The sequence below is a fragment of the Streptococcus sp. oral taxon 061 genome, from assembly GCF_964211575.1.
GTDB lineage: Bacteria > Bacillota > Bacilli > Lactobacillales > Streptococcaceae > Streptococcus.
The window spans coordinates 161,411-187,843 of sequence record NZ_CAXOQQ010000004.1 but is presented as its reverse complement, the minus strand read 5'-3'; the positions used below and the strand labels follow the sequence as shown (position 1 = coordinate 187,843).

Here is a 26,433-nt window from a genome sequence, read left to right as displayed (position 1 = left end):
CTACTCCGTTTTGAGTAAATTTTTTGATTTTTTTAACAAATTACGATAAACTATAGGAGTATGAGAAAAAAAATTCGTCCAGCTTTTATAGTTATTATATTTGCTGCTTTTATAGGACTCTTGATTCTCAATCGTCCACGATTCGAAGAACATCCTGTAAAAACCAAACAAAATCCAGTTCAAATAGAAACACAAGCTCTACATAACTTGGATAAGCCTATCATCGATATCTCTGGTTGGCAAAGACCGTCAGAGATCAACTATGATATTTTATCTAAAAACATCTCTGGTGCTATTGTTCGAGTCCACGGAGGAAACCAGATCACTACTGAGAACGATGCATCTTATACGAATGGAACAGATAAAGCTTATAAAAGTCATATCACAGAATTCCAAAAAAGGAATATTCCAGTTGCTGTCTATGCATATGTATCTGGAAAAAGTGTAGAGGAAATGGAAAAGGCTGCTGAAGCATTCTACAATTCAGCTTCCCCATACAATCCAAGTTACTATTGGTTAGATGTCGAAGAAAAAACCATGTCAGACATGAATAAAGGGGTTGAAGCTTTCCGTGCTAAACTAGAATCTCTAGGTGCTAAAAACATCGGTATCTACATCGGTGTTTACTTCATGGAGGAGCATAGCATTAGTACAGATAAGTTTTCAGCTATTTGGATTCCTTCCTATGGCGCAGATTCGGGCTATTTTGAAAATTCACCAAATACAGACCTTGACTTTGATCTTCATCAATATACATCAAAAGGAAACTTGGTTGGATTTGAACATCATCTAGACTTAAATCTTATTTCTTTATCAAAAGATAAGGAAGAAACGTTTAGAAAACTATTCTTAAAACCTTAATTTCATTCAGCAAGCAAGATATTACTTCTGCTTGCTTTTTTTATTTCTCTTACTTTGTGATATAATACAAGAAGAGAATTTTAGAGAATAAATATGGAGAGAGTTTATGTTATCTTGGATTTCAAAAATGATTAAAGGAATTGTTATTGCGCTAGGATTTATCTTGCCTGGTATTTCTGGTGGAGTCTTGGCAGCTATTTTGGGTATCTATGAGAGAATGATTCGTTTTCTTGCCCATCCATTCAAAAACCTAAAAGAAGATATTCTTTATTTCTTACCTGTTGCTATTGGGATGTTACTAGGTATTGGGCTATTTTCTTATCCAATTGAGTACCTCCTTGAGCACTATCAGGTTTATGTTTTATGGAGTTTTGCGGGTGCCATTATTGGTACAGTCCCAAGCCTTGTAAGGGAGGCTACTCAAGATTCAGAAAGAGACAAAGTCGATCTTATCTGGTTTTGGGTGACCTTTATTGTTTCTGGAATTGGTCTTTATGCTTTAAACTTTGTTGTTGGTTCACTCAGCGCAAGTTTCACAAGTTTTATCCTAGCTGGTGCTCTGCTTGCTCTAGGTATCTTGGTTCCAGGATTAAGCCCCTCAAATCTTCTCTTGATTTTAGGTCTTTATACCCCAATGTTAACTGGATTTAAAACTTTTGATTTATTTGGTACCTTCCTTCCAATAGGAATTGGAGCTGCTGCTACTCTAGTCATTTTTTCAAAATTGATGGACTACGCTCTTCGAGTGTATCACTCTCGTGTTTATCATTTCATCATTGCAATAGTTCTTTCAAGTACACTCTTGATATTGATTCCAAATGCGGGTAATGCTGAAAGTATTAACTACACTGGTTTATCTCTTGTGTCTTATGTCATTGTTGCCTTCTTTTTTGCTCTTGGTATTTGGTTAGGTATTTGGATGAGTCAATTGGAGGATAAATACAAATAATGGCTAAAAAAGTAAAAGTTAAAAAAACCTTAGTAGAGCAAATATTGACTAAGGCAGGTATTGACCATCAAGGTATTCAAATTAACGCTTTAGAGGGAGAACTTCCTTCTAATTATGATAGAAATCATATCTTTAAGACCTTAGCATTATTGGGTGACAAGACTGGTCCGGTTATTGGAATTGTTCCTATCACCGAACACCTTTCTGAAAAGAAATTAGCAAAGATTTCTGGTAATAAAAAAGTGGCTATGATTCCTCAAAAGGATTTAGAAAAAACAACTGGATATATCCATGGAGCTAATAATCCAGTCGGTATCCGTCAAAAGCACAACTACCCTATTTTTATTGATGAAACAGCTTTAGAATTGGAAAAAATGATTGTCTCTGCTGGCGAGGTCGGGCACAGTATCATCATCACACCTAAAGATCTGGCAAACTTTGTAAAAGCCAGCTTTGTTGATATCTTGGAGGAAAGTAACTTATGAAACTTTACTTTGTCCGTCATGGTCGAACAGTCTGGAATCTAGAAGGTCGTTTTCAAGGGGCTGGCGGAGATTCACCACTTCTTCCTGAATCTATTGAAACTTTAAAAGAGCTGGGTTGGTATCTTAAAGATATCCCTTTTGACAAGATCTATTCGAGTGATTTACCAAGAGCGGTAAAATCAGCTGAAATTATCCAAAGTCAACTGACAAATCCATGTCCTTTAGAAAGTGTTCCTGAACTCAGAGAATGGCACCTCGGTAAACTGGAAGGTCTAAAAATTGCGACTTTAAATGCTATCTACCCTCAGCAAATTCAAGCTTTTAAAACAAACTTAGCTAAGTTTGATACTCGCATGTTTGAAGCCGAATCACTCTACACTACAACTCAGCGGACCATCCAATTTATCAAGTCCTTAAAAAACTCTAAGGCAGAATACCTATTACTTGTTGGTCATGGAGCAAACCTTACTGCAAGTCTTCGCACGCTGATAGGCTATCAGGAAGCTCTGCTTCGTAAAGACGGAGGTTTGGCTAATGCAAGTCTAACAATTATAGAAACTGATGACTTTGAAACATTTACTCTAAAGACTTGGAACGATACTTCTTATCAAAAAATATAGAACTTGATATTAACAATCAAGTTCTTTTTAGTTTTTATAGAATATCCGTGAATTTCTTGACTATTTATGATAAAATGGAGTATCGTGAAAAATTAATTTATTATTTCAAATTTCGATTAAAATTAGGAGGAACTCATGTCAACAGAACACATGGAAGAATTGAATGACCAACAGATCGTTCGCCGCGAAAAAATGGCTGCGCTCCGTGAACAAGGAATTGATCCTTTCGGTAAACGTTTTGAACGTACTGCCAACTCTCAAGAACTAAAAGATAAATTTGCTGATCTTGATAAAGAACAGCTACACGAACTAAACGAAACTGCTACTATCGCTGGACGTTTAGTGACAAAACGAGGTAAAGGAAAGGTAGGCTTTGCCCATCTTCAAGACCGCGAAGGTCAAATCCAAATCTACGTTCGTAAAGATGAGGTCGGTGAAGAAAACTACGAAATCTTTAAAAAAGCTGACCTCGGAGACTTCCTTGGTGTCGAAGGTGAAGTCATGCGTACCGATATGGGAGAGCTCTCTATCAAGGCAACTCACATTACTCACTTGTCTAAGGCTCTTCGTCCGCTTCCAGAAAAATTCCACGGTTTAACTGACGTTGAAACCATTTACCGTAAACGTTACTTAGATTTAATTTCTAACCGTGAGAGCTTTGAACGTTTTGTCACTCGTTCAAAAATCATCTCTGAAATTCGTCGTTACCTAGACCAAAAAGGATTCCTTGAAGTTGAAACACCTGTTCTTCACAACGAAGCTGGAGGTGCTGCTGCTCGTCCATTTATTACTCACCACAATGCTCAAAACATTGACATGGTGCTTCGTATCGCGACTGAGCTTCACTTGAAACGACTTATCGTCGGTGGTATGGAACGCGTTTACGAAATCGGTCGTATCTTCCGTAACGAAGGTATGGACGCTACACACAACCCTGAGTTCACTTCTATCGAGGTTTACCAAGCTTATGCAGACTTCCAAGATATCATGGACTTGACTGAAGGCATTATCCAACACGTTGCAAAAGCTGTTAAAGGCGAGGCTCCAGTTATCTATCAAGGAACTGAGATTAAACTTAACGAACCATTTAAACGTGTACACATGGTGGATGCTATCAAAGAAATTACAGGTGTAGATTTCTGGCATGGCATGACTTTCGAAGAAGCTAAAGCTATTGCTGCTGACAAGAAAGTTCCAGTTGAGAAACACTATACAGAAGTCGGTCACATTATCAATGCTTTCTTTGAAGAATTTGTTGAAGAAACCTTAATTCAACCAACCTTTGTCTATGGTCACCCAGTAGCTGTATCACCACTTGCTAAGAAAAATCCTGAAGATGAACGTTTCACTGACCGTTTTGAACTCTTCATTATGACTAAAGAATACGGAAATGCCTTTACTGAATTGAACGATCCAATCGATCAGCTTAGCCGATTTGAAGCCCAAGCCAAAGCCAAAGAACTTGGTGACGATGAAGCAACTGGCATTGACTACGACTACATCGAAGCCCTTGAATATGGTATGCCACCAACAGGTGGTTTGGGAATCGGTATCGACCGTCTCTGCATGCTACTCACTGATACTACTACTATCCGTGACGTACTTCTTTTCCCAACTATGAAATAAAAACTAAACTCCTAGATGATTTCTAGGAGTTTTTTGTAGTTAAAAAGACAACCTTATCTAAGAGGTTGTCTTTTGTGTTTGAATTAGAATAATCCAAGAACAGTTCCATCGCTTTCAACATCCATGTTGAGAGCGGCAGGACGTTTTGGAAGTCCAGGCATAGTCATGACATCACCAGTTAAGGCAACGATGAAGCCTGCACCAAGTTTTGGTACCAATTCACGAATGGTAATTTCAAAGTTTTCAGGTGCTCCAAGTGCATTTGGATTATCTGAGAAACTGTACTGAGTCTTAGCCATACAGATTGGCAGTTTATCCCAACCATTTTGTACGATTTGTGCAATTTGGGTTTGAGCTTTCTTCTCAAAGTTAACCTTGCTACCACGGTAAATTTCAGTCACAATCTTTTCGATTTTTTCTTGAACAGAAAGGTAGTTGTCATAGAGACGTGTGTAGTTTGCTGGGTTTTCGTCGATTGTTTTTACGAGAGTTTCAGCTAGAGAAACTCCTCCTTCAGCTCCATCAGCCCATACGCTCGCTAATTCGACTGGTACATCGATTGAAGCACATAGTTCTTTCAAGGCTGCGATTTCCGCTTCTGTATCAGAAACAAATTCATTGATAGCAACAACTGCTGGAATACCGAACTTACGAATATTTTCAACGTGGCGTTTTAAGTTTGCAAATCCAACACGTACTGCTTCTACATTCTCTTCTGTCAGAGCATCCTTTGCAACACCACCATTCATCTTAAGGGCACGAAGAGTCGCCACAATGACTACTGCACTTGGAGCTGTTGGCAAGTTTGGAGTCTTGATATCCAGGAACTTCTCAGCACCAAGGTCGGCACCAAAGCCAGCTTCTGTTACAGTATAATCAGCTAAACGAAGAGCTGTTTTAGTCGCCAATACAGAGTTACATCCGTGAGCAATATTGGCAAATGGGCCACCGTGTACGAATGCAGGTGTACCATAAATTGTTTGAACTAAGTTGGGTTTAATAGCATCTTTCAAAATCAATGCCAAGGCACCCTCAACCTGTAAATCACCAACTGAAACTGGTGTGCGGTCATAACGGTAGCCGATGACGATATTAGCCAAACGACGTTTCAAATCTTCAATATCAGTTGCCAAGCAAAGGATAGCCATGATCTCTGAAGCAACTGTGATATCAAAACCATCTTCACGTGGAATACCATTAAGTGGACCACCAAGACCAACAGTTACGTGACGAAGAGCACGGTCATTCAAGTCAACAACACGTTTCCAGAGAATACGACGTTGATCGATTTTTAGCTCATTTCCTTGGTGCAAATGATTGTCAATCAAGGCAGAGAGAGCATTGTTAGCAGTTGTAATAGCATGCATATCTCCAGTAAAGTGAAGGTTGATATCTTCCATTGGTAACACTTGTGCATAACCACCACCAGCAGCTCCACCTTTAATCCCCATAACAGGGCCAAGAGAAGGTTCGCGGATGGCAATCATAGTTTTCTTACCAATCTTGTTCAAAGCATCAGCAAGACCAATGGTAATGGTTGACTTTCCTTCACCAGCAGGTGTTGGGTTGATAGCTGTAACAAGAATCAACTTACCAACTGGGTTTGCCTCAACTTCACGAATCTTGTCAAAGCTTAGTTTAGCCTTGTACTTTCCATACAACTCCAAATCATCGTATGAAATACCAAGTTTCTCAACAACATCAACGATCGGTTTTAACTCAATACTCTGTGCAATTTCAATATCTGTTTTCATAAAAAACTCCTCTAGCCTCTAATGTGTTAATTCATTATATCATAAAACAAGATTTTTAACAGTCATTATGATTAGTAACGTTCGTGAATATCGCTAAATAACAGACTTTCTTAATCTCTATTTAAATTTTTATATGCCTTTATAGATTTTAACTATGGATTAACATCCTATTTTCGGCCCTTGTTACATCGCTTTCATTTTACTTAATGCTCATTTTTTTGTACAATAGTTCTATGAAAATTTTAGTTACTTCTGGTGGTACAAGTGAAAAAATTGATAGAGTTCGTTCTATTACCAATCACTCTTCCGGTAAACTTGGAAAAATTATCACCGAAACTCTTCTAAAGGCTGGCCACGAAGTTTGTTTGATTACCACTCTTCAGGCAGTTAAGCCAGTTAGTCATCCAAACTTGACCATCATCGAAATTAAAAATACAGCTGATTTGCTACAAGTCATGAAAGATAAGGTTACGGATTACCAAGTCTTAATACATTCTATGGCTGTATCAGATTACACGCCTGTCTATATGGCTGGTTTTGACGAGGTTGAAACTAGTCAAGATTTAACAGAGTTTTTAGATAAGAAAAATCAGGAAACAAAAATCTCCTCTAAAGATGACGTACAGGTGCTTTTTCTCAAGAAAAATCCTAAGATTATATCTCTTGTTAAAGAATGGAATCCCAGCATTCATCTCATTGGGTTTAAATTATTGGTTGATGTCAGTCAGGAACATCTGATTCAAATTGCTCGTGAAAGTCTTGAAAAGAATCAAGCTGATTTGATTGTAGCAAACGACCTCACTCAGATTAACAGCGAGCAACATAAGGCTTATTTAGTTGAGAAAAACAGTTTTCAAACTGCTATGAGTAAACATGAAATTGCTGATTTACTCCTCGAGAAAATCAAAAGTTATGACTAAAAGAAAGGAATTTTATGGCCCGTATTACACTCGCTATTACAGGTTCTATTGCTGCATACAAGACAGTTGACCTAGTTAGTTCTTTAAAAAAACAGGGGCATTCTGTTACTGTTCTTATGACTCAGTCAGCAACAGAATTCATTCAGCCATTAACTTTACAAGTACTATCTCAAAATACTGTACATCTTGATGTCATGCAGGAACCTTGTCCAGATCAAGTGAATCACATTCAAATAGGAAAAGAAACAGATTTATTTATCGTAGTTCCTGCGACAGCCAATACAATCGCTAAATTAGCTCACGGTTTTGCTGACAATATGGTGACTGCTACTGCTCTTGCTTTGCCATACTTTGTACCCAAACTATTGGCTCCAGCTATGAACACAAAGATGTATGACCACCCTGCGACCCAAGCTAATCTTAAAACTTTAGAAGATTATGGTTATACAATTATTACTCCCAAAGATTCTCTACTGGCCTGTGGGGATACAGGTCGTGGTGCTCTCGCTGATCTCGAAACTATTTTACAAGAAATAAAGGATAAAATTCATGAACAAACGCTCTAATATTGCTCCAATCGCTATCTTTTTTGCTATTATGATTGTTATTCATTTACTAAGCTCAATTTTATTTAATGTACTTCCCTTTCCAATCAAACCAACCATCGTTCACATTCCAGTAATTATTGCAAGTATTATCTACGGACCAAGAATCGGGGCAACCTTAGGTTTTCTGATGGGAATGCTTAGCTTAACGGTTAATACTCTCACAATCCTGCCAACAAGCTATCTCTTCTCACCATTTGTACCAAATGGTAACTTTTATTCAGTTGTGATTGCAATTGTTCCTCGTATCTTAATCGGTTTGACCCCTTATTTCGTCTATAAACTACTAAAGGGTAGAGCTGGACTCATCTTTGCAGGTGCACTTGGTTCACTCACGAATACAGTATTTGTCTTAGGTGGTATCTTCTTTCTCTTTGGTAATGTTTTTGATGGAAATATTCAAAAACTATTAGCGACTGTTATCTCAACAAATTCAATCGCAGAATTAATTATCTCAGCCCTCTTAACTCTCGTCATTGTTCCGAGACTTGAAAAAATAAAACAATAAAAACTGTATCAATAGATACAGTTTTTATTTCTATTACTGGGCTAAACGAGCCTCTTCTAAAATCTTTTCAATCTTTGTTGTCAGCAAATCAATAGCTACTGTATTTGTCACTCCTTCTGGAATAACGATATCTGCATAACGCTTTGTTGGCTCGATAAATTGATGATACATAGGTTTTACGACACCAAGGTACTGATCAATGACGCTATCCAAACTACGACCACGCTCTTCCATATCGCGTTTAATACGACGGATGATACGAACATCATCATCAGTGTCCACAAAAATCTTGATATCCATCAAATCACGAAGACGTTTGTCTTCCAAAACCAAGATTCCTTCTACGATAAAGACGTCTTGAGGTTCTTGACGATAGGTTTTCGAGCTTCTTGTATGGGCAGCATAATCATAGGTAGGAATATCAACAGGACGCCCCGCCAACAATTCCTTAATTTGCGCAATCATCAAGTCAGTATCAAAAGCAAAAGGATGGTCATAATTAGTCTTAATACGTTCTTCAAAGGTTAGATGAGATTGATCTTTATAGTAGGAATCATGCTCAATCATGGCAATTTTTTCGTTGGGAAAATGCGATAAAATTGCTTTAGAAACACTGGTTTTTCCTCCACCAGATCCCCCTGTTACTCCGATAATGATTGGTCTGTTTTGCATAGTTGCCTCCGTATTTTTCCTTTGTCTATTTTACCATATTTTTAGAAAATTTTACAGGATGACTTTTAAAATTATCGTACAAAAAACCTTGTAGTTTAGTTCTACAAGGTTTTAATGTTTTTAATCAAAGTTAACGTATTCTTTTGAAAGTTCAAGAACTTCTTCCATTGTTGAACATTCAGTAAGAGCACGGTTAGCGTATTCTTGCATCTTAGCTGTGTCAAGTTTCTTCATCAAGCTACGTGTACGAAGTACTGAAGTAGCTGACATTGAGAACTCATCCAATCCCATTCCGACAAGAAGTGGAACAGCTGTTTGGTCACCAGCCATCTCACCACACATACCAGCCCATTTACCTTCAGCGTGAGCTGCTTTGATAACATTGTTGATCAAGCGAAGGATTGATGGATTGTATGGTTGGTAAAGGTATGAAACTTGTTCGTTCATACGGTCAGCAGCCATTGTGTATTGGATCAAGTCGTTTGTACCGATTGAGAAGAAATCAACTTCTTTGGCAAATTGGTCTGCAAGCATAGCTGCAGCAGGAATTTCAATCATGATACCAACTTGGATATCATCTGCAACTGCGACACCTTCAGCAACCAATTTTGCTTTTTCTTCTTCAAGAATAGCTTTAGCAGTACGGAACTCTTTCAACAAAGCAACCATCGGGAACATGATACGCAATTTACCGTGAACAGATGCACGAAGCAATGCACGCAATTGTGTACGGAACATTTGGTTACCAGTTTCAGAGATAGAGATACGCAAAGCACGGTAACCCAAGAATGGGTTCATTTCTTTAGGAAGATCGAAGTAAGGAAGTTCTTTATCCCCACCGATATCCATTGTACGAACGACAACAGGTTTACCGTTCATTCCTTCAAGAACTGCTTTGTATGCTTCGTATTGGTCGTCTTCAGTTGGGAAGTCTTGAGAATCCATGTACAAGAATTCTGTACGGTAGAGACCAACAGCTTCAGCACCATTTTCGTTCACACCTTCAACATCTTTAGGTGTACCGATATTAGCTGCCAACTCAAAGTGTTTCCCATCTGCAGTAACAGTTTTAGCATCTTTCAAAAGAGCCCATTCAGCTTTTTGTTTAGCGTAAGCTTCACCAGCTGCTTTGAATTCCGCAATTTGTTCTTCAGTTGGGTTGATAACAACTTCACCTGAAATACCTGAAACAGCCAAAATGTCACCATCTTTTACAAGTTCAGTGATGTTGTTTGTACCCAATACAGCTGCAATTTCAAGTGTACGAGCCATGATAGCTGAGTGACTTGTACGTCCACCAATGTTTGTTACAAAAGCTTTTACAAAGTTTTTGTCCAATTGAGCAGTATCAGACGGAGTCAAGTCATGCGCAATCACGATTACTTCTTCATTAATTGAAGCTGGGTTTGGCAGTTTCTTGCCAAGAAGATTTGCCAAAACACGTTTGGTAACGTCGCGAATATCCGCTGCACGTTCCTGCATGTATGGGTTGTCTTCCATACCTTCAAAGATTGTGATAAACATGTCTGTAACTTCTTTCAGACCTGCTTCTGCATTTACTTTCTTAGCACGAATTGTTTCTTTAATCTGACCGATCAATTCAGGGTCAGCAAGAACCATCAAGTGAGCGTCAAATACTTGCGCCGCTTCTTCACCAAGCGTACCTACAGCCTTCTCGCGGATAAGAGAAAGCTCGTTTTGAGAAGCTTCAAGAGCAACATCCAAACGAGCCTCTTCTGCATTTGTATCTTCGACTGTAATAGTCTCGAATGATAAATCCGGTTGAACGAGTAGATATGCTTTAGCAACTGCAACACCATCAGATGCTGCGATTCCTTTAAGCATTTCTGTCATATCCTTATGCCAATCCTTCTTTTTCCATTGTTTCTGAGATAGCAGCGATAGCGTCATCAGCGTCTGCACCTTCAGCAGTGATTGTAACGTCAGCACCTTGACCAACACCAAGGCTCATAACACCCATGATAGATTTAAGGTTAACTGATTTACCTTTGTACTCAAGAGTAATATCTGAAGCAAATTTGCTTGCAGTTTGTACCAACAATGTTGCTGGACGTGCGTGAATACCTGTTTCTGCCACTACGTGGAAATCTTTAGAAGCCATAATTTGACTCTCCTTTAAATGTTTTCTTTTTGAGTTATATCTGATAACCCTTACAATTTGGTATTATATCATCTTCTAGGAATTTTTTCAAGTATTTTATGGGATTTCTTCTTTTTCCTTTCAGATAACTTGCTGAAAATCTTCTATTTTATGTATCAAAATACATCATGTAGTTTTTTATAATTTTAACATTTAGAAAACGCTGTTATTTATGGGTTTTATTTTTTGTAATCACTATATATTGTGTTTAGATAACTCTCATCTAAAAAAAATCTACAATATTTAGTTTTTCTTCGTTGACAAAGATTTTTTTTTTGATATACTTAAGAAGTAATTAAATTTTGAAAGAGGAGTTACAGAATGGTAACCGTTTATTCTAAAAACAATTGTGTTCAATGTAAAATGACCAAACGATTCTTAGATAGTAACAAAATTGCATATCGCGAAATCAATCTTGATGAACAACCTGAATTTATTGAACAAGTTAAAGAGCTAGGCTTCAGCGCTGCTCCTATCATTCAAACACCAACTGAAGTTTTCTCTGGTTTTCAACCAGCAAAACTTAAAGAACTTGCTTAAGTATCAGGATTAAAAGCTTCTATGTCAATCTTAGAGGCCTTTCTTTTGTAATGAATTAAAGGAAATTTTATGGGATTAAAACAACTTGAGGATGTAACTTACTTCCGTCTAAATAATGAAATCAACCGTCCTGTTAATGGACAAATCATGCTCCACAAAGATAAAGAAGCCTTGGACGCTTTCTTTAAAGAAAACGTTGTACCAAATTCTATGGTTTTTGATTCTATCACTGATAAAATTGATTACCTTATTAAACAAGACTATATCGAAACAGCCTTTATCAAAAAATATCGTCCAGAATTCTTAGAAGAGCTTTATCAATTTATTAAAGATCAAAACTTCCAGTTTAAGTCTTTCATGGCTGCATACAAGTTTTACAATCAATACGCCTTGAAAACTAATGACGGAGAGTACTATCTTGAGAGCATGGAAGACCGTGTCTTCTTTAACGCTCTTTACTTTGCTGATGGTGACGAAGCTATCGCAATTGATATTGCCAATGAAATCATCCACCAGCGTTACCAGCCAGCTACACCTTCTTTCTTGAATGCAGGCCGTGCACGTCGTGGTGAATTGGTATCCTGTTTCTTGATTCAGGTAACAGATGATATGAACTCTATTGGACGTTCTATCAACTCAGCTCTTCAACTTTCACGTATCGGTGGTGGTGTCGGAATTTCCCTCAGCAACCTTCGTGAAGCTGGAGCACCTATCAAAGGGTATGAAGGGGCTGCTTCTGGTGTCGTACCAGTTATGAAGCTTTTCGAAGATAGCTTCTCTTACTCTAACCAACTAGGTCAACGTCAAGGGGCTGGGGTTGTTTACCTTAACGTCTTCCACCCAGACATTATTGCTTTCCTTTCTACTAAGAAAGAAAATGCTGATGAAAAAGTTCGTGTCAAGACTCTTTCACTTGGTGTTGTGGTACCAGATAAATTCTACGAATTAGCACGTAAGAATGAGGAAATGTACCTCTTTAGTCCTTATTCTGTTGAAAAAGAGTATGGTGTACCTTTTAACTACATCGATATCACAGAAAAATACGATGAATTGGTGGCAAATCCAAACATCCGTAAGACAAAAATTAAGGCCCGTGATTTGGAAACAGAAATTTCTAAATTGCAACAAGAATCTGGCTATCCTTATGTAGTCAATATCGATACTGCTAACCGTGCAAATCCTGTCGATGGTAAGATTATCATGAGTAACTTGTGTTCAGAAATTCTTCAAGTCCAAGAACCAAGTCTTATCAACGATGCGCAAGAATTCATTAAAATGGGGACAGATGTCTCCTGTAACCTTGGTTCAACCAACGTAGTCAACATGATGACCTCACCTGACTTTGGACGTTCTATTCGCGCAATGGTTCGTGCTTTGACATTTGTAACAGATAGCTCTCACATCGTTGCTGTTCCAACTATCGACCACGGAAATAGCCAAGCTCATACATTTGGACTTGGTGCTATGGGGCTTCACAGCTATCTTGCTCAGCAATTAATCGAATATGGATCTCCTGAGTCTGTTGAATTTACAAGCATCTACTTTATGCTTTTGAATTACTGGACTTTGGTAGAATCAAACAATATTGCACGTGAACGTGGCATTACCTTCCACAACTTTGAGAAATCAGACTATGCAAATGGTACTTATTTCGATAAGTATACGTCTGGTCAATTTGTTCCAAAATCTGATCGAGTTAAAGAACTCTTTGAAGGAATCTTTATCCCGTCTGCAGCTGATTGGGCTGAACTTCGTGATAAAGTTAAAGCAGATGGACTTTACCATCAAAACCGTCTTGCTGTAGCGCCGAATGGTTCTATCAGCTACATCAATGACGTGTCTGCTTCTATCCACCCAATTACTCAACGTATTGAAGAACGTCAAGAGAAGAAAATTGGTAAGATTTACTATCCTGCTGCAGGATTATCAACTGAAACTATTCCTTACTACACTTCTGCCTATGACATGGATATGCGTAAAGTTATCGATGTCTATGCTGCTGCAACTGAGCACGTTGACCAAGGGCTTTCACTTACTCTCTTCATGCGTAGTGATATCCCAACAGGTCTTTATGAATGGAAGAAAGAGAACAAACAAACAACACGTGACCTATCTATCCTTCGTAACTACGCCTTTAACAAGGGCATTAAGTCTATCTACTACGTTCGTACCTACACAGATGACGGCGGTGAAGTTGGTGCTAACCAATGTGAAAGCTGTGTGATTTAAAATCTCACTAGAATCTTGTTTACAAAGATAAGGTAACATCAAAAAGTCGGACTACCGACTTTTTGTGCGGTAACCCAATCACACAAGGCTAGAATATTCATCACTATTTTAATAAAATCAAAAGAAAGAGATTTGTAATGGAAACTTACTACAAAGCCATTAACTGGAATGCCATCGAAGATGTCATCGATAAATCAACATGGGAAAAACTAACAGAACAATTTTGGTTGGATACACGTATTCCCTTATCTAATGACTTAGATGACTGGAGAAAGTTATCAAATCAAGAAAAAGACTTGGTAGGAAAAGTCTTTGGCGGTTTGACACTTTTGGATACCATGCAGTCTGAAACAGGGGTTCAAGCGTTACGTGCAGATATCCGTACACCACATGAGGAAGCTGTGTTTAACAACATCCAATTCATGGAATCTGTCCACGCTAAATCTTATTCTTCTATTTTCTCAACCTTGAATACCAAGACTGAGATTGAAGAAATCTTTGAATGGACTGATACAAACCCATATCTTCAGAAAAAGGCACAAATCATCAATGAGATTTACCTTAACGGAACACCACTTGAAAAGAAAGTAGCTAGTGTATTCCTTGAAACCTTCCTCTTCTACTCTGGTTTCTTCACTCCACTCTACTATCTAGGAAATAACAAGTTGGCAAACGTTGCTGAAATCATCAAACTCATCATTCGAGACGAGTCAGTTCACGGAACATATATTGGTTATAAATTCCAACTTGGTTTCAACGAATTACCAGAAGAAGAGCAAGAAAAATTAAAAGACTGGATGTACGACCTTCTTTACACACTTTATGAAAATGAGGAAGGTTATACAGAGAGTTTATATGATGGTGTTGGTTGGACTGAAGAGGTTAAAACTTTCCTTCGCTACAACGCCAATAAAGCTCTTATGAATCTAGGACAAGATCCTCTCTTCCCTGACTCAGCTGACGATGTAAACCCAATTGTTATGAATGGAATTTCAACTGGTACATCCAACCACGACTTCTTCTCTCAAGTTGGTAACGGATATCTACTTGGTGAAGTTGAAGCTATGCAGGATGATGATTATAACTACGGATTAGACTAATTAAAAAATATAAAAACATCTGAGTTAAAAATAAACACAGATGTTTTTTGTTTTTGTTTATTTTTGTTTTATTTAAGTTGCTTGGATGTTTAAAATGTGATAGAATGATATTGGATATGGGGGTGATTCAATGCTAAAACAAGAAAAACTAGATGTGATTTTAGAGATTGTCAATACAAGAGGAACCATCACAGTCAAAGAAATAATGAATCGTTTAGATATTTCTGATATGACTGCTCGACGTTATCTGCAAGAGTTAGCTGACAAGGATCTACTTGTTCGAGTGCATGGAGGTGCTGAAAAACTTCGTTCTGGTTCTCTATTAGCAAATGAACGCTCGAATGTCGAAAAGCAAGGTCTTCAGATTGCTGAAAAACAAGAAATCGCAAAGTTTGCTGGTCATTTAGTCGAAGAAAGAGAAACGATTTTTATCGGTCCAGGTACTACTCTTGAGTTCTTTGCGCGTGAACTTCCAATAGATAATATTCGTGTGGTAACAAATAGCCTTCCTGTTTTCATTATCTTGAATGAACGAAAACTGACTGATTTAATTTTGATTGGTGGAAATTATCGAGAAATCACTGGTGCCTTTGTCGGAACCTTAACGCTCCAAGATATCGAAAGTCTTCAATTCTCTAAAGCTTTTGTTAGTTGCAATGGAATTAAAGATCAAGCTATTGCTACTTTTAGCGAAGATGAAGGCGAAGTCCAAAAGCTAGCATTAAAAAATGCTAATAAAAAGATTCTTCTTGCTGACCACAGTAAATTTAATAAGTTTGATTTTTATACTTTCTATAACATTGCTGATATTGATACAATTATCTCAGATTCAAAACTTAGCCAAGAAACCCTAAAAACTTTGTCTAAACAAACAAAAATTATTAAGTCGACACCTTAAAAAGTCTCACCAATGGTGAGACTTTTTTTATCGTTACATCTACTCAATAATGCCTGTTTCAGCTACTTTCTTGTACCAATGAGCTGACTTTTTAGGATAACGCTCTTGAGTTTCGAAATCTACATAAAAGAGTCCATAACGTTTTTCATAGCCATTTGACCAGGAGAAGACGTCCATGAGTGACCAGATGAAGTATCCTTTGACGTTTGCACCATCGGCAATCGCATCAGACAATACTTCCAAATGTTGTTTCACATAATCAATACGGCCATCATCGTAAACAGTGTTGTCCACAAATTCATCTTTGTATCCGAGTCCGTTTTCTGTGATATAGATTTTCTTGTAGTTTGGATAGTCTTTCTTGACGCGCATGATTTGGTCATACAAACCTTGAGGATAGATAATCCAGTCCCAGTCAGTGCGAGGTACATAGTCAGGAGCTACACGACGACCAACACCTTTAATTTGGTATTTAGAGCTTCCTTTCTCCCCTTTACCATTGTGGATGATTTCAGTTTCACCATCAAAGGCTTCCATCCAGTCACTCATGTAGTAGTTGATTCCAAGGAAATCATTCAAGTCTTTAGCTGCTTCAAGTGCCACAAAGTCTTCGTCTCGAAGATCCAACTCACCACCATTAACTGAAAGAATGTGGTTTACACCTTCCATGGTTGCATCTGAATAGTGACCAAGGTAGGTTGCGTCCAAGATAAATTTGTTGTGGATGATATCTTCCAACACAGCAGCCCGAACGTCTGCAGGATTTTTAGGATCTAATGGATACTTAGTTGGAAGGGCGTGAACAACCCCGATTTCACCTTTATAGCCTTTGTCTTTGTACAATTTCAGAGCACGTGCATGAGAAACCATCATATTGTGGTGTGATTGGAAAACTTTCGCAAGGTCATACTGAATCCCTGGAGGGAATTTTCCTACTAAGTATTGACCATCTCCGATTGGGCCAATTTCATTGAAGGTTGTCCAGTAGTTGACTTCTGGGAATTCTTCAAAACAGAAGGCTGCATAATTAACGAAATGGTCCATATTCTCACGATTCAAGAAGTCTCCGTTTGAGTGAAGAGCTTCAGGAGTATCAAAGTGGTGAAGAGTTACGAATGGTTCTACATGACGTTTATGACATTCTGCAAATAACTTATGATAGAATTCTACCCCTTTTGGATTTACTTCACCATAGCCAGTTGGGAAAATACGTGACCAAGCAATAGAAATACGAATTCCGTTTACGCCATATTCTTCAGCCAACTGTAAGTCTACTGGATATTTATGGTAAAAATCACTAGCTGGTTCAGCTGTGTACCAATAGTTGTCTGCTAAATATTTGTCCCATGCAACAGGTCCTTTACCGTCTGTATGAGTCGCACCTTCTGCCTGATAAGCTGCTGTTGCGCCACCAAAAATAAAATCTTTAGGAAGTGTTTTTGTCATTTTTTCACCTATTTCTTGATTGGATAAAATGAAAAGTGAGGGGAGAGGAGTTAGTGAAGCATCCATCTCCATCTCACTTCTTATTTACGTCACCAATTTGTGACATTAGGGGGAAACAAATTTATAACTATAAGAAAATCGGAGTAATTTTCCAAATAATAGGAGACTGTTTCACAATACCTATCGTTAATCAAATTGCGCCTGAACGAATGCCAGAGCACCTTTTCCATCACGGGTTAACTTAATGTACTGTGCACCTTCTGTCTTAGCAAGTTTGATACCTAGTTTATCTGTTTCAGCCTTCATATCTTCGAAGTTGGAGGCAACCTGAGGCGCCAAGATAACAAGGTCAAATTCTGGCAACATTTCACGGTGGGCTCCATAGCCACCTGCTGCAGCTTTAACTGGAACTTTATACTCTTCTGCGGCTTTATTCAAAGCATTGGCAAGAAGACCACTTGTTCCTCCACCCGCACAAAGAACGAGGACGTTTGTTTCTTCAGTAATTGTATTTTGTGCTGAATCTACTCCAGCTTTTTCAAGAATAGCATCTGCTTTTGCAGTGTTAAAGTTTGCTGCAACTTTTTCTTTTAATTCATCATTAGCTTTACCTGAACGTTCTTCTTCAAGAATTTGTTCATCATAAACCTTGAGGAATGGATAGTAGATAACAATATCTACTACAATTAACAATGCTGCAAGAGCGAATGATAAGAACTGGAAGTTGGTACCAAGAACAATACCAAGAGGTCCTGGTGTAGTCCATGGAAGGTTGGCAGTAAATGAGTTCATGCCAAGTGTTTCAATAAAGAACTTAAAGATCCATACGTTTGCAATTGGTGCAAAGATGAATGGGATAAAGAAGATTGGGTTCAAAACAAGCGGTGCACCAAACAAGATTGGTTCGTTTACACCGAAGAATGTAGGAACTACTGAAGCGCGTCCAATAGCACGATTTCGTTTCGATTTACACAACCACATAAACATGAATGGAACCACAAGAGTTGCTCCTGTACCACCCATAGTGACGATGAACATTTGTGTACCAGATGTAAGGATCTTATCAGCGTGCATACCTTGTTGAAGGAGGTTCAAGTTGACTTCGGCATTTGCATAAGTAATCGCTGCAATCGCAGGCTCAACGATAGATGGGCCATGGATACCAATAAACCAGAAGAATGCAAAGGCACCAAAAATGATCGTAATACCAACATAACCGTCTGCTGCTGAGAATAGAGGCGCAAAGAATTTACCGATTGATTCTGCTACGCTTGCACCAACAAAATGACGAGCAAGTAAGTCAAGACCGTATAGGGAAACGACAGAAAGCGTAAATGGAATAACATCTTTAAAGACCTGTGAGATATTTGGTGGAACTTCATCAGGCATTCGAATAGTAACATTATTCTTCACACAAACCTTATAGATTGCTACAGTCACAAAGGCTGCTAGGAAAGCTGAAAGCAAACCTTTTGTTCCGAGGAAACCTGTTGCAAAGCCCCCTTCAATTGGGTCAGCTGCCAACATCAATAACCCAACAATAGCAGCTAATAGCGTTGACATATAGTTGATTTGATTGGTTTTCTCCATGTTACGGTTAACAGAGTCTGTTAAGGATTTAGCTGTTGTACCAGCAACCAAAAGTGCGAGAATACCCATTGAATAGCTATAAGGTTTCATCAAAAGCGCTACAACATCATCAGACCATACAAATCCCCATGAATTAGGCACAAAGGCAATCAAGATAAAAATACTTGAGAATAGAATGACTGGCATCCCAGCGATAAATCCATCCCGAATAGCACGAAGATAGATATTTCGAGATAGTTTTTCAAAGAAAGGCTTCCCTTTCTCGATATAGGCAATTAACTTATTCATTATTTAGCTCCTCTTTTATAAAGTTCAATTAAATGATGCATCAAATCTTTTAGCAAGATTGTTGTCATCAGGTGATCTTGGCCATGCATCATGGTCACGCTATAGGCTAAATCGTCACCTGCAGCTTCCTTTGTTAACAAGCTTGTTTGGGCATGGTGAGCCTCTGCGATGCAAGCACCGGCTTCTTCAACTAACGCATCTGCTTTAGCAAAATCACCAGCTTCAGCAGCTTTCAGAGCTTCTAAGAGTTTTGAACGAGCATCGCCAGCATAGGCAACAATCTCAAAACCTAACAGTGTTACTTCTTCTCTATTCATGATAGATTTCTCCTTATATAATTTTTAGTAAATATTATGACAATAAACGTTGAATATGTAGAACAAGGTAAACTCGTTCACTCTTATATAGGTCTACCCCAGTTTCCTGAGCAATGACTTCATAAATTTTGCTACCAATTTCAAATGCTTTTGGATATGTAGTTTTGATATGTTCTTCCATATCGAGCAAGGATTGATTATCATCCCGACTTCGATCAAGGTAATCCAAGAAATAATTTAGATGAATCATAAAACGATCGTAGAAATTATTATTTTCATGGGTTCTTTGAATGTCATAGCTCCTGAGAAGACTCTCAACCTTCTTTATGATTTCCTTTCTCTTATCAATAGCTTCTGCAACTTCTACCTCATTCTCACCCTCGGCATTAATAAAGTGGTAGGCTATTCTTTTTATTTCATCCTTTGGTAAATTACCAGATAGTTTACTATTATAGATTTCAAAAGACTCTTGAGCTATTTGAAAAGCAATAGGATACTCCTTTGAAATATCAGGTAAATTACTATCCTTATAACGTCCTTGGCTAATCGCTTGATAAGAACAATAGATATGGTCTGTTAAGGTTACGTAGAGGTACTCTTGAACAGGATATTGGTATTTTTTTGAAAGATTATCGATAATTTCATAAGTAACGGTAATAAAGTCTAACGGAACATCCTTGAGTAGAGTCATAAAATTTTCTCGAGATTCTTCAGTCTTCATCCGAAAAACTTTTTCAACTTGCTCTTCGGAAATCAAATCACCTTTCTTTTTTCCAAAGGCAATCCCTTTCCCAATTACTACAAGCTCTTCACCGTTTCCGTTACGTACAAGAGAAACATTATGGTTCATTGGATTTAATATCCGATACATGTCGACCTCCTTGTTCTGTCATTTAAGAGCTAGAGCATAAAAAATGACCACAAATGACCCTGAAAATAAATTTCTGAGTCATCTGTGATCATGCCTAATATTACTTAGTAACACTCACTCTTATTAACTTGTGACTTAAGTATAGCACAAGATTTTTATTTTGTAAACCTTTACATACAACTTTTTTTTAAAAGTTTTTAGCTGGGTTTTGACATAAAAAGGGTGGAAATTTAAACACGTTCGGTCCATGAAGTTGCTGTTGTTTTAAGAACTTTGTTGAGTTCATCGATGTTCTCAAAACCAGTTGTACGAAGCCATTCGCGAGCAGCTGCTTCACCGTCTTTGATATAAGCTTCAACTGATCCAGCCCATGTTGCACGTCCACAAAGAACACCATTGAAGTTTGCACCTGATTCGTGGGCAAATACAAGAGTTTCTTGGAAGAGCTTAGCTGATACTCCTGCACTCAAGTAGATGTATGGCAAGTTAGTAGCTTCGTCTTGAGCTTTAAAGAAGTCTGCTGCTTCTTCACGTGTGTGAACGATTTCGCCATCGCCAAATCCTTCAACGTATTTCACGTTAACTGGAACTTCCACTTTCAAGACATCGATATTAAAGCGTGGGTCTGAGAAGACCTTCATAGCACCGATAACCTTGCGTGGTTTTACTTTAGCGTATTCTGCAGAACCTGCGTCCGCAATCTTTTCATCGTAAGCCAAGATTTCAAGGAAGAATGGAATGTCTTCAGCTACACACTCAGAACCAATACGTTCAATGTAGGCTTGTTTTTGTTGGTTGAGTTCGTCAGAGCTATCTACGTCATAGTAAAGCAAGAATTTAACGGCATCTGCACCTTTTTCTTTGATACGTTTTGCAGACCAAACATCCAAGCAGTCTGGCAAGCGTTTTGTACTTGTTGTATCGTATCCTGTTTTCTCATAAGCAAGGAGAAGACCAGCATTTGGATCAAGAGCTTTTGTAGCTGGAAGTCCGTACTCAGGGTCAAGTAGCATAGATGAAGCATATTTAGTCAATTCATCTGCTACCAATACTTTAAGTTCTTCCATTTGAGCAACTGTTGGCTCTTCTGTTTGGTATTGAGCCATGAGGCGTTTCAAAGCACCACGTTGGTCAAAGGCGAGAGCTGAGATGATACCATTCTCATCAGAGAGTTTTTGCATACAAGCGCGTTTATTTTCTGTTAAAACCATTTTATACCTCTTTTACAATTAATTGGTCATATAGACCTTGATAGTTAGCCATATTGACATGACCGGTCATTTTTTCTTGAGCATTAAGCATACCAAGGACATTTGCCTTGATCAACAGTTCTTGATCCGTTTCTTTATGGAAAAGCCCTGAAGCAATACCTGCCACTGTAGAATCGCCAGAACCGACTGGATTTACTACTTGAATTCTAGGAATATCTACTTTGTAGAAAGTGTTACCGTGTTTAGCGAATGCTCCGTTAGCACCTAAGGAAACGATAATCCACTCGATTCCATCAAATAGTGGTTCTTGAAGGACTTCTTTTAATTCATCCAAGTCTTTAGAAATTTCTCTTCCTAAAAGTTGAGATAATTCTTCATTATTTGGTTTGATGACTGTTGGTTTATGTGGAGACTCAAGAACAGCCTGAAGTGCAGCGCCTGAACAGTCCAATACAACAGGTTTCCCAGCATGATTCGCAAGTTCAACTAAACTAGCATAGTAATCAACTGGAAGACCTGCAGGTAGACTACCTGAAATGGCCACTACCTCTACAGTCTCTAAAAGTTCTTTGAAATGAGCCAAGAAATCTTGACCTTCTTTTTCTTGAACTTCAGGACCTTTTTCTAGGATTTCTGTTTGGTTTTCTCCATGTAGAATTGCGATACAGTTACGGGTTTCACCTTGAATAGAGAAGAAACGTTTACTTACTTTATCATCAATATTCTCTACTAAAAAATCACCAAGTTTACCACCGACAAGTCCTGTTGCGACTACGGAGTCACCAAATTCGGATAGGACACGAGTAACGTTAAGACCTTTACCACCAGCAGTTTTAGTGACATCCACCACACGGTTGACAGTGTCAATTTTCAGTTCATCCAAAGGATAGGAAATATCAATGGATGGGTTCATTGTGACTGTTAAAATCATAAGTCACCTCTTAGTCGTGGTATTCACCACGATCCCATTTTTCAAGGAACTCTGTAAAGAAGTTGGCATCAGTTTGATGATCGTTATGAGTTTCAACGTGTTGGATTTTAGCGATCAATTTTTTGTTTTCTTCTGATGGTTTGTATTCAGCGTTGATGAAAGCTTCAATGATATCACACATGAGCAATTCACCAGTGATTTTACCACCAAATCCGATTACGTTGGCATTTAATTGTTCTTTTGCATATAGAGCTGTTGTCATATCGCGAACCAAAGCAGATCGAACACCAGGAACCTTGTTAACAGCATTATTGATACCTACACCAGTACCACAGATACATACACCAAGATCAGCTTGGCCACTAACTACTGCTTCACCAACTTTTTTACCAAAGATTGGATAGTGGGTACGAGCGTGGTCATAAGTACCAAAGTCGATGACTTCATGTCCTTTAGATTTCAAAAATTCTGAAACCGCCATTTTTTCATTTGTTACGATGTGGTCACATCCGATTGCAATTCTCATTAGTTATTCCCTCCGATTAATTGTATAAATCTAATATCATTTATCCTAACTCAAGAAAAATCAAGATTAGCTTAGGAAGCGAGCTGCGAGCATAACTGAGGTTAGCTAAAGTTAGCTGACGACAGATTATCTTGATTTTTGAAGAGTATTAGCACATTTTGTTCAACATGTCGACCCTGATTTGGTGACGACCGCCGTCGTATTTACCATTCACAAAGCCTTTAGCAATGTTTTTAGCCAATTCATCACCAACAAGTTGAGCACCCATCGTAATTATACGTGAGTTGTTGTGACCGCGAGTCATATAAGCTGAACGTTCATCAGAAACTTCTGCAGCAACCATTCCTTTGATTTTAGTAGCAACCATAAATGGACCTGCACCATAAGCATCAATGACGATACCAAGGTTTTGTTCTTCTTTCTTAACTTCTTCCGCAACTGCTAGAGTTACATCAACAAAGTCTTGACCTTCTGCTGTAACATCCACTACGTGGAAGTTTTCTTTTTCCAAGAAGTTTTTTACAACTTCTTTCAATCTTAAACCTGCAGCATCTGCACCAATAACAATAGCCATATTGTATACTCCTTTTTTATAATAGACCAGTAAAACTTTCTGATTCTAGCCTAAAAGAGACCTTTCTCAAATAGTTACTAGTAGTTATGTTGACAATAATTTAAATTAAGAACAAATATCTTATTCGTTTCTTAATAAGCTTTCTTCAGAGAAAAGCCAGAACTGTAATCTTGTTAAAATAAACACAAATTGTTCTTTATAAACATAATATACTACTATTAGTTGGAAAAGTCAACAATTTATGTTTGTTTTTGTTTATTTTTTATAAAATCTCGATATCGAAACCAAGCTGTTCAAAACGGCCAGGCTTCAAAATTTTAACATCTTTCTTATCTTCCAGTCGATCTCCTTCTTCTATTGAAGTAGACAAACCTGACCATGGTTCCAAGGCAATAAAAGGACCTTTATTAAGAGTTGACCATACGATTAAATTTGGAAACTCTTTAAAATGTAGTTTCAAACCTTTATCATGTTTTCGTGAACGCAAAGCTACTGTGCGAGATTCCAACTCATCTAATGTCACAGCATCATAGCTAAAGAAGTCATAATTCAAGTCTATTTCTTTTTGATTGTTTAACCAAGAACTTCTATCTTTGAAATCTAACATTCCTGTTTCTGGGAAAGGTTTTGGAACTGTACATGTTTCTGGCTTTTCAAATTCAAGATAGTAATCTTCATATACCTCGTCATCTAGTAAGGGACAGTTAAAACCAGGATGCCCACCGATAAAATATGGCATACTCTTTTCTGATTCTTTATTATAGATTTTATACTGAGTACGTATGGTTTTCCCAGTCACTGTATAAGTGATTTCTAAACGAAAATGATAAGGGTAATTTGCATACATTTCTTCATCGTCTTCGATAGCGAATGTAACAGAATTATCTGTTTGTTCTACTAATGTAAATTCTTTTTTTCTTACTAGACCATGTCGAGGAATTTTTCCTTCTTTTTGACTACCATCTTCTTGATCATATAGGACCGTATCATTTCTAACCGAGCCACAAATTGGGAATAATACAGGAGCTTGTCCACTCCAATAAGTTGGATCTCCCTGCCACAAATACTCTACACCATCCTTGTCCTTTATAGAAGAAAGTGCGCCACCAAGTGTTTGAAACTGAACATATAATTGATCTGATTTTAATTCAATCACAAGTCTTACCTCCAATTCTCTAAAAAAACTAGGCTGACTGCTCCATAGTGGAAACTGACAACCTAGTTTTTACAATTTACATTTTTAGGAGCAAATTATTTTGCGTTTGCTGCGTATTCTTCGTTACGTTTGATCATTTGTTTTCTGTACCATGCGAAAATACCGATATAGAAAGTAAGGAAGATTACTGCACCAATAATTGCTTTGATATCACCTGTTGTAGTGTTACCAATTGTCCAACCAAGAAGTTTTTCGATTGGTCCTTCAAGTGTTGAGTGAGTGATCAATTGAGTTTGGCTCACACCTTCTGGGAAGGCACCTACACTTTTAGCAAGATCTGTTGCAAATGGTGCGATAAGTGTACCTGAAAGAAGGAAGAGTGGCAACAATAGTGTTCCGAAGATAATCATACGGAGCAATTTACCACGAGTAACTACCAAGAGAGCTGGAGTTACACCCATTGCGATGATACCAGCAAGTGGCAAGATACCATTTCCGACATTTGAAAGAAGCACTGCTTCAATCAACATGATTGGTGCAAGTACGTTGGCACAAGCCCAGATTTCAGCACGACCAGCGATAAATGGCCAGTCAAGACCGATGTTGAATTTACGTCCTTGAAGACGTTTAGTAGCAACGTTTGTAATACCTTGTGAAAGTGGTTCTACGGCTGCGATGAACCATGAACCGATCAATGAGAAGAGCTCCAAGCAGACACCGGCAGTCAAACCAAGTGACAACCAACCTTTAATAACTAGTTCCCATTTATCAGCACCTTCAACACCAGCAACTGGATGTGGAGTTCCCATCAAACCGATAACGATACCAAGGATGAAACCGATGAAGAATTTAGATCCCCAGAAACCGATTCGTTTGTTCAATTTAGCAGCGTCAAAGTCGTATTTATCAAGACCTGGGAAGAATTTATCAAAAATCTTATCCAAAACCATGATAACTGGGTTCATCATGTAGTTCATGTGAGTTGAAGTCATTGGTGATGAACTTGGTGCGTTAAGAAGATCATCAAATGTTGGTTTCATCAAGTCAGAGTTGATGATTTTAAGAACCCCTACAAGAACAACTGCTGCAGTCGCGATGAAAAGAGAAACCCCTTGACCAACTCCACTCTTGTCAGCATACCATTTAATCAAAAGACCTGTAATAGACAAGTGCCAGATATCGAAGATATCAACGTCAAGTGTGTCTGTTTTCTTCATTGCAAGCATTACAATGTTGACAATCAACATCACAAGCAAGAAGTAGAGTGTCCAGGCAGAACCCCAAGTGATTGTAGCAAGTGGTGCCCAACCAACGTCGGTGATGTTCAATTGAATACCAGTATTTTCAACGAATTTTGCAAGAGAAGCTGAGAAAGCTCCGTTAAGCATTCCGATGATAGCACCGATACCAGTAAGCGCGATGGCAAGTTTAATACCACCTTCAAGTGCTTTGGAGAATTTAACTCCGAAAAGTAAAGCCAATACTGTCAAAATGATCAGCATGATGATTGGGCCACCCATATCCAAGATTGGCTTGAATACTTTATTGGCCAACTCAATAATGAAATCCATAATTTTTCCTCCCTTTATTTTTAT

At 38.1% G+C, this 26,433-nt stretch carries 26 protein-coding genes; 12 read left to right on the top strand and 14 right to left on the bottom strand.

Features of this window, described 5'->3' with window-relative positions:
- Positions 1 to 60: 60 nt before the first annotated feature.
- The 5 genes from AB8E63_RS04770 to lysS all read left to right on the top strand — a co-directional run bounded on the left by AB8E63_RS04770 (position 61) and on the right by lysS (position 4,541).
- Positions 61 to 861, top strand: coding sequence for a glycoside hydrolase family 25 protein (locus AB8E63_RS04770; RefSeq protein WP_247912360.1), 801 nt, complete (start codon positions 61 to 63; stop codon positions 859 to 861).
- Positions 862 to 967: 106 nt separating this feature from the next.
- Positions 968 to 1,810, top strand: coding sequence for a DUF368 domain-containing protein (locus AB8E63_RS04765; protein WP_254724165.1), 843 nt, complete (start codon positions 968 to 970; stop codon positions 1,808 to 1,810).
- The gene (locus tag AB8E63_RS04760; protein WP_368910215.1) at positions 1,810 to 2,295 is read left to right on the top strand and encodes an aminoacyl-tRNA deacylase; all 486 of its coding nucleotides are present in this window, start codon (positions 1,810 to 1,812) and stop codon (positions 2,293 to 2,295) included. The genes AB8E63_RS04765 and AB8E63_RS04760 overlap by 1 nt, the downstream gene beginning before the upstream one ends.
- Positions 2,292 to 2,915, top strand: a complete 624-nt coding sequence (locus tag AB8E63_RS04755; RefSeq protein ID WP_368910213.1) for a histidine phosphatase family protein — start codon at positions 2,292 to 2,294, stop codon at positions 2,913 to 2,915. The genes AB8E63_RS04760 and AB8E63_RS04755 overlap by 4 nt, the downstream gene beginning before the upstream one ends.
- Before the next feature lie 135 nt (positions 2,916 to 3,050).
- On the top strand, positions 3,051 to 4,541 hold the full coding sequence (gene lysS, locus AB8E63_RS04750) for a lysine--tRNA ligase (protein ID WP_368910211.1): 1,491 nt from the start codon (positions 3,051 to 3,053) through the stop codon (positions 4,539 to 4,541).
- A gap of 83 nt (positions 4,542 to 4,624) precedes the next feature.
- Here the strand turns inward: lysS and AB8E63_RS04745 are convergent, their stop codons facing one another.
- Positions 4,625 to 6,295, bottom strand: coding sequence for a formate--tetrahydrofolate ligase (locus AB8E63_RS04745; protein WP_368910209.1), 1,671 nt, complete (start codon positions 6,293 to 6,295; stop codon positions 4,625 to 4,627).
- 233 nt (positions 6,296 to 6,528) lie between these two features.
- On the opposite strand from AB8E63_RS04745, the gene coaB reads away from it, so the two are divergent.
- Genes coaB through AB8E63_RS04730 form a run of 3 tightly spaced genes read left to right on the top strand, consistent with a single transcriptional unit; the run spans position 6,529 to position 8,328 of the window.
- Positions 6,529 to 7,215, top strand: coding sequence for a phosphopantothenate--cysteine ligase (gene coaB / locus AB8E63_RS04740; protein WP_368910208.1), 687 nt, complete (start codon positions 6,529 to 6,531; stop codon positions 7,213 to 7,215).
- A 14-nt stretch (positions 7,216 to 7,229) separates the two neighbouring features.
- On the top strand, positions 7,230 to 7,781 hold the full coding sequence (gene coaC / locus AB8E63_RS04735; protein ID WP_368910206.1) for a phosphopantothenoylcysteine decarboxylase: 552 nt from the start codon (positions 7,230 to 7,232) through the stop codon (positions 7,779 to 7,781).
- On the top strand, positions 7,765 to 8,328 hold the full coding sequence (locus tag AB8E63_RS04730) for an ECF transporter S component (protein WP_049496359.1): 564 nt from the start codon (positions 7,765 to 7,767) through the stop codon (positions 8,326 to 8,328). Before coaC ends, AB8E63_RS04730 begins: the two co-directional genes overlap by 17 nt.
- A 33-nt stretch (positions 8,329 to 8,361) precedes the next feature.
- Here the strand turns inward: AB8E63_RS04730 and udk are convergent, their stop codons facing one another.
- From udk to AB8E63_RS04715, 3 genes are all read right to left on the bottom strand, one after another.
- Positions 8,362 to 9,000 (bottom strand): uridine kinase, encoded by a 639-nt coding sequence (udk, locus tag AB8E63_RS04725; RefSeq protein WP_004253618.1) that lies wholly within the window; start codon positions 8,998 to 9,000, stop codon positions 8,362 to 8,364.
- A 120-nt stretch (positions 9,001 to 9,120) separates the two neighbouring features.
- Positions 9,121 to 10,854, bottom strand: a complete 1,734-nt coding sequence (ptsP, locus tag AB8E63_RS04720; RefSeq protein ID WP_036757512.1) for a phosphoenolpyruvate--protein phosphotransferase — start codon at positions 10,852 to 10,854, stop codon at positions 9,121 to 9,123.
- Between the two features lie 4 nt (positions 10,855 to 10,858).
- Positions 10,859 to 11,122 (bottom strand): phosphocarrier protein HPr, encoded by a 264-nt coding sequence (locus tag AB8E63_RS04715; RefSeq protein WP_000146952.1) that lies wholly within the window; start codon positions 11,120 to 11,122, stop codon positions 10,859 to 10,861.
- Between the two features lie 360 nt (positions 11,123 to 11,482).
- On the opposite strand from AB8E63_RS04715, the gene nrdH reads away from it, so the two are divergent.
- From nrdH to AB8E63_RS04695, 4 genes are all read left to right on the top strand, one after another.
- Positions 11,483 to 11,701 carry a glutaredoxin-like protein NrdH gene (gene nrdH, locus AB8E63_RS04710; protein ID WP_004253610.1) on the top strand — a complete coding sequence of 73 codons (219 nt, stop codon included), beginning with the start codon at positions 11,483 to 11,485 and terminating at the stop codon, positions 11,699 to 11,701.
- 69 nt (positions 11,702 to 11,770) lie between these two features.
- Entirely contained in the window at positions 11,771 to 13,930 is a 2,160-nt protein-coding gene (nrdE, locus tag AB8E63_RS04705) for a class 1b ribonucleoside-diphosphate reductase subunit alpha (RefSeq protein WP_368910203.1), read from the top strand.
- Positions 13,931 to 14,067: 137 nt separating this feature from the next.
- Positions 14,068 to 15,030 (top strand): class 1b ribonucleoside-diphosphate reductase subunit beta, encoded by a 963-nt coding sequence (nrdF, locus tag AB8E63_RS04700; RefSeq protein ID WP_006152028.1) that lies wholly within the window; start codon positions 14,068 to 14,070, stop codon positions 15,028 to 15,030.
- A 130-nt stretch (positions 15,031 to 15,160) separates the two neighbouring features.
- Positions 15,161 to 15,928: a DeoR/GlpR family DNA-binding transcription regulator gene (locus AB8E63_RS04695; RefSeq protein ID WP_368910201.1), complete on the top strand. Its 768-nt coding sequence runs from the start codon at positions 15,161 to 15,163 to the stop codon at positions 15,926 to 15,928.
- A gap of 39 nt (positions 15,929 to 15,967) precedes the next feature.
- Here the strand turns inward: AB8E63_RS04695 and lacG are convergent, their stop codons facing one another.
- From lacG to AB8E63_RS04645, 10 genes are all read right to left on the bottom strand, one after another.
- Positions 15,968 to 17,374, bottom strand: a complete 1,407-nt coding sequence (gene lacG / locus AB8E63_RS04690; protein ID WP_368910200.1) for a 6-phospho-beta-galactosidase — start codon at positions 17,372 to 17,374, stop codon at positions 15,968 to 15,970.
- Positions 17,375 to 17,560: 186 nt separating this feature from the next.
- On the bottom strand, positions 17,561 to 19,252 hold the full coding sequence (locus AB8E63_RS04685) for a lactose-specific PTS transporter subunit EIIC (RefSeq protein WP_368910198.1): 1,692 nt from the start codon (positions 19,250 to 19,252) through the stop codon (positions 17,561 to 17,563).
- Complete coding sequence (locus AB8E63_RS04680; RefSeq protein ID WP_006152303.1) at positions 19,252 to 19,569, bottom strand: PTS lactose/cellobiose transporter subunit IIA; 318 nt, start codon at positions 19,567 to 19,569, stop codon at positions 19,252 to 19,254. Before AB8E63_RS04680 ends, AB8E63_RS04685 begins: the two co-directional genes overlap by 1 nt.
- Before the next feature lie 34 nt (positions 19,570 to 19,603).
- Entirely contained in the window at positions 19,604 to 20,440 is an 837-nt protein-coding gene (locus AB8E63_RS04675) for a PRD domain-containing protein (protein WP_368910196.1), read from the bottom strand.
- 230 nt (positions 20,441 to 20,670) lie between these two features.
- Entirely contained in the window at positions 20,671 to 21,651 is a 981-nt protein-coding gene (gene lacD, locus AB8E63_RS04670) for a tagatose-bisphosphate aldolase (protein ID WP_368910195.1), read from the bottom strand.
- A gap of 1 nt (position 21,652) precedes the next feature.
- Positions 21,653 to 22,582, bottom strand: coding sequence for a tagatose-6-phosphate kinase (locus AB8E63_RS04665; RefSeq protein WP_223339540.1), 930 nt, complete (start codon positions 22,580 to 22,582; stop codon positions 21,653 to 21,655).
- Between the two features lie 10 nt (positions 22,583 to 22,592).
- The gene (gene lacB / locus AB8E63_RS04660) at positions 22,593 to 23,108 is read right to left on the bottom strand and encodes a galactose-6-phosphate isomerase subunit LacB (RefSeq protein WP_001216925.1); all 516 of its coding nucleotides are present in this window, start codon (positions 23,106 to 23,108) and stop codon (positions 22,593 to 22,595) included.
- A gap of 148 nt (positions 23,109 to 23,256) precedes the next feature.
- The gene (gene lacA / locus AB8E63_RS04655) at positions 23,257 to 23,682 is read right to left on the bottom strand and encodes a galactose-6-phosphate isomerase subunit LacA (RefSeq protein ID WP_368910193.1); all 426 of its coding nucleotides are present in this window, start codon (positions 23,680 to 23,682) and stop codon (positions 23,257 to 23,259) included.
- 262 nt (positions 23,683 to 23,944) lie between these two features.
- The gene (locus AB8E63_RS04650) at positions 23,945 to 24,838 is read right to left on the bottom strand and encodes an aldose 1-epimerase family protein (protein ID WP_368910190.1); all 894 of its coding nucleotides are present in this window, start codon (positions 24,836 to 24,838) and stop codon (positions 23,945 to 23,947) included.
- 95 nt (positions 24,839 to 24,933) lie between these two features.
- The gene (locus AB8E63_RS04645; protein WP_223332987.1) at positions 24,934 to 26,409 is read right to left on the bottom strand and encodes a PTS galactitol transporter subunit IIC; all 1,476 of its coding nucleotides are present in this window, start codon (positions 26,407 to 26,409) and stop codon (positions 24,934 to 24,936) included.
- Positions 26,410 to 26,433 lie beyond the last annotated feature (24 nt).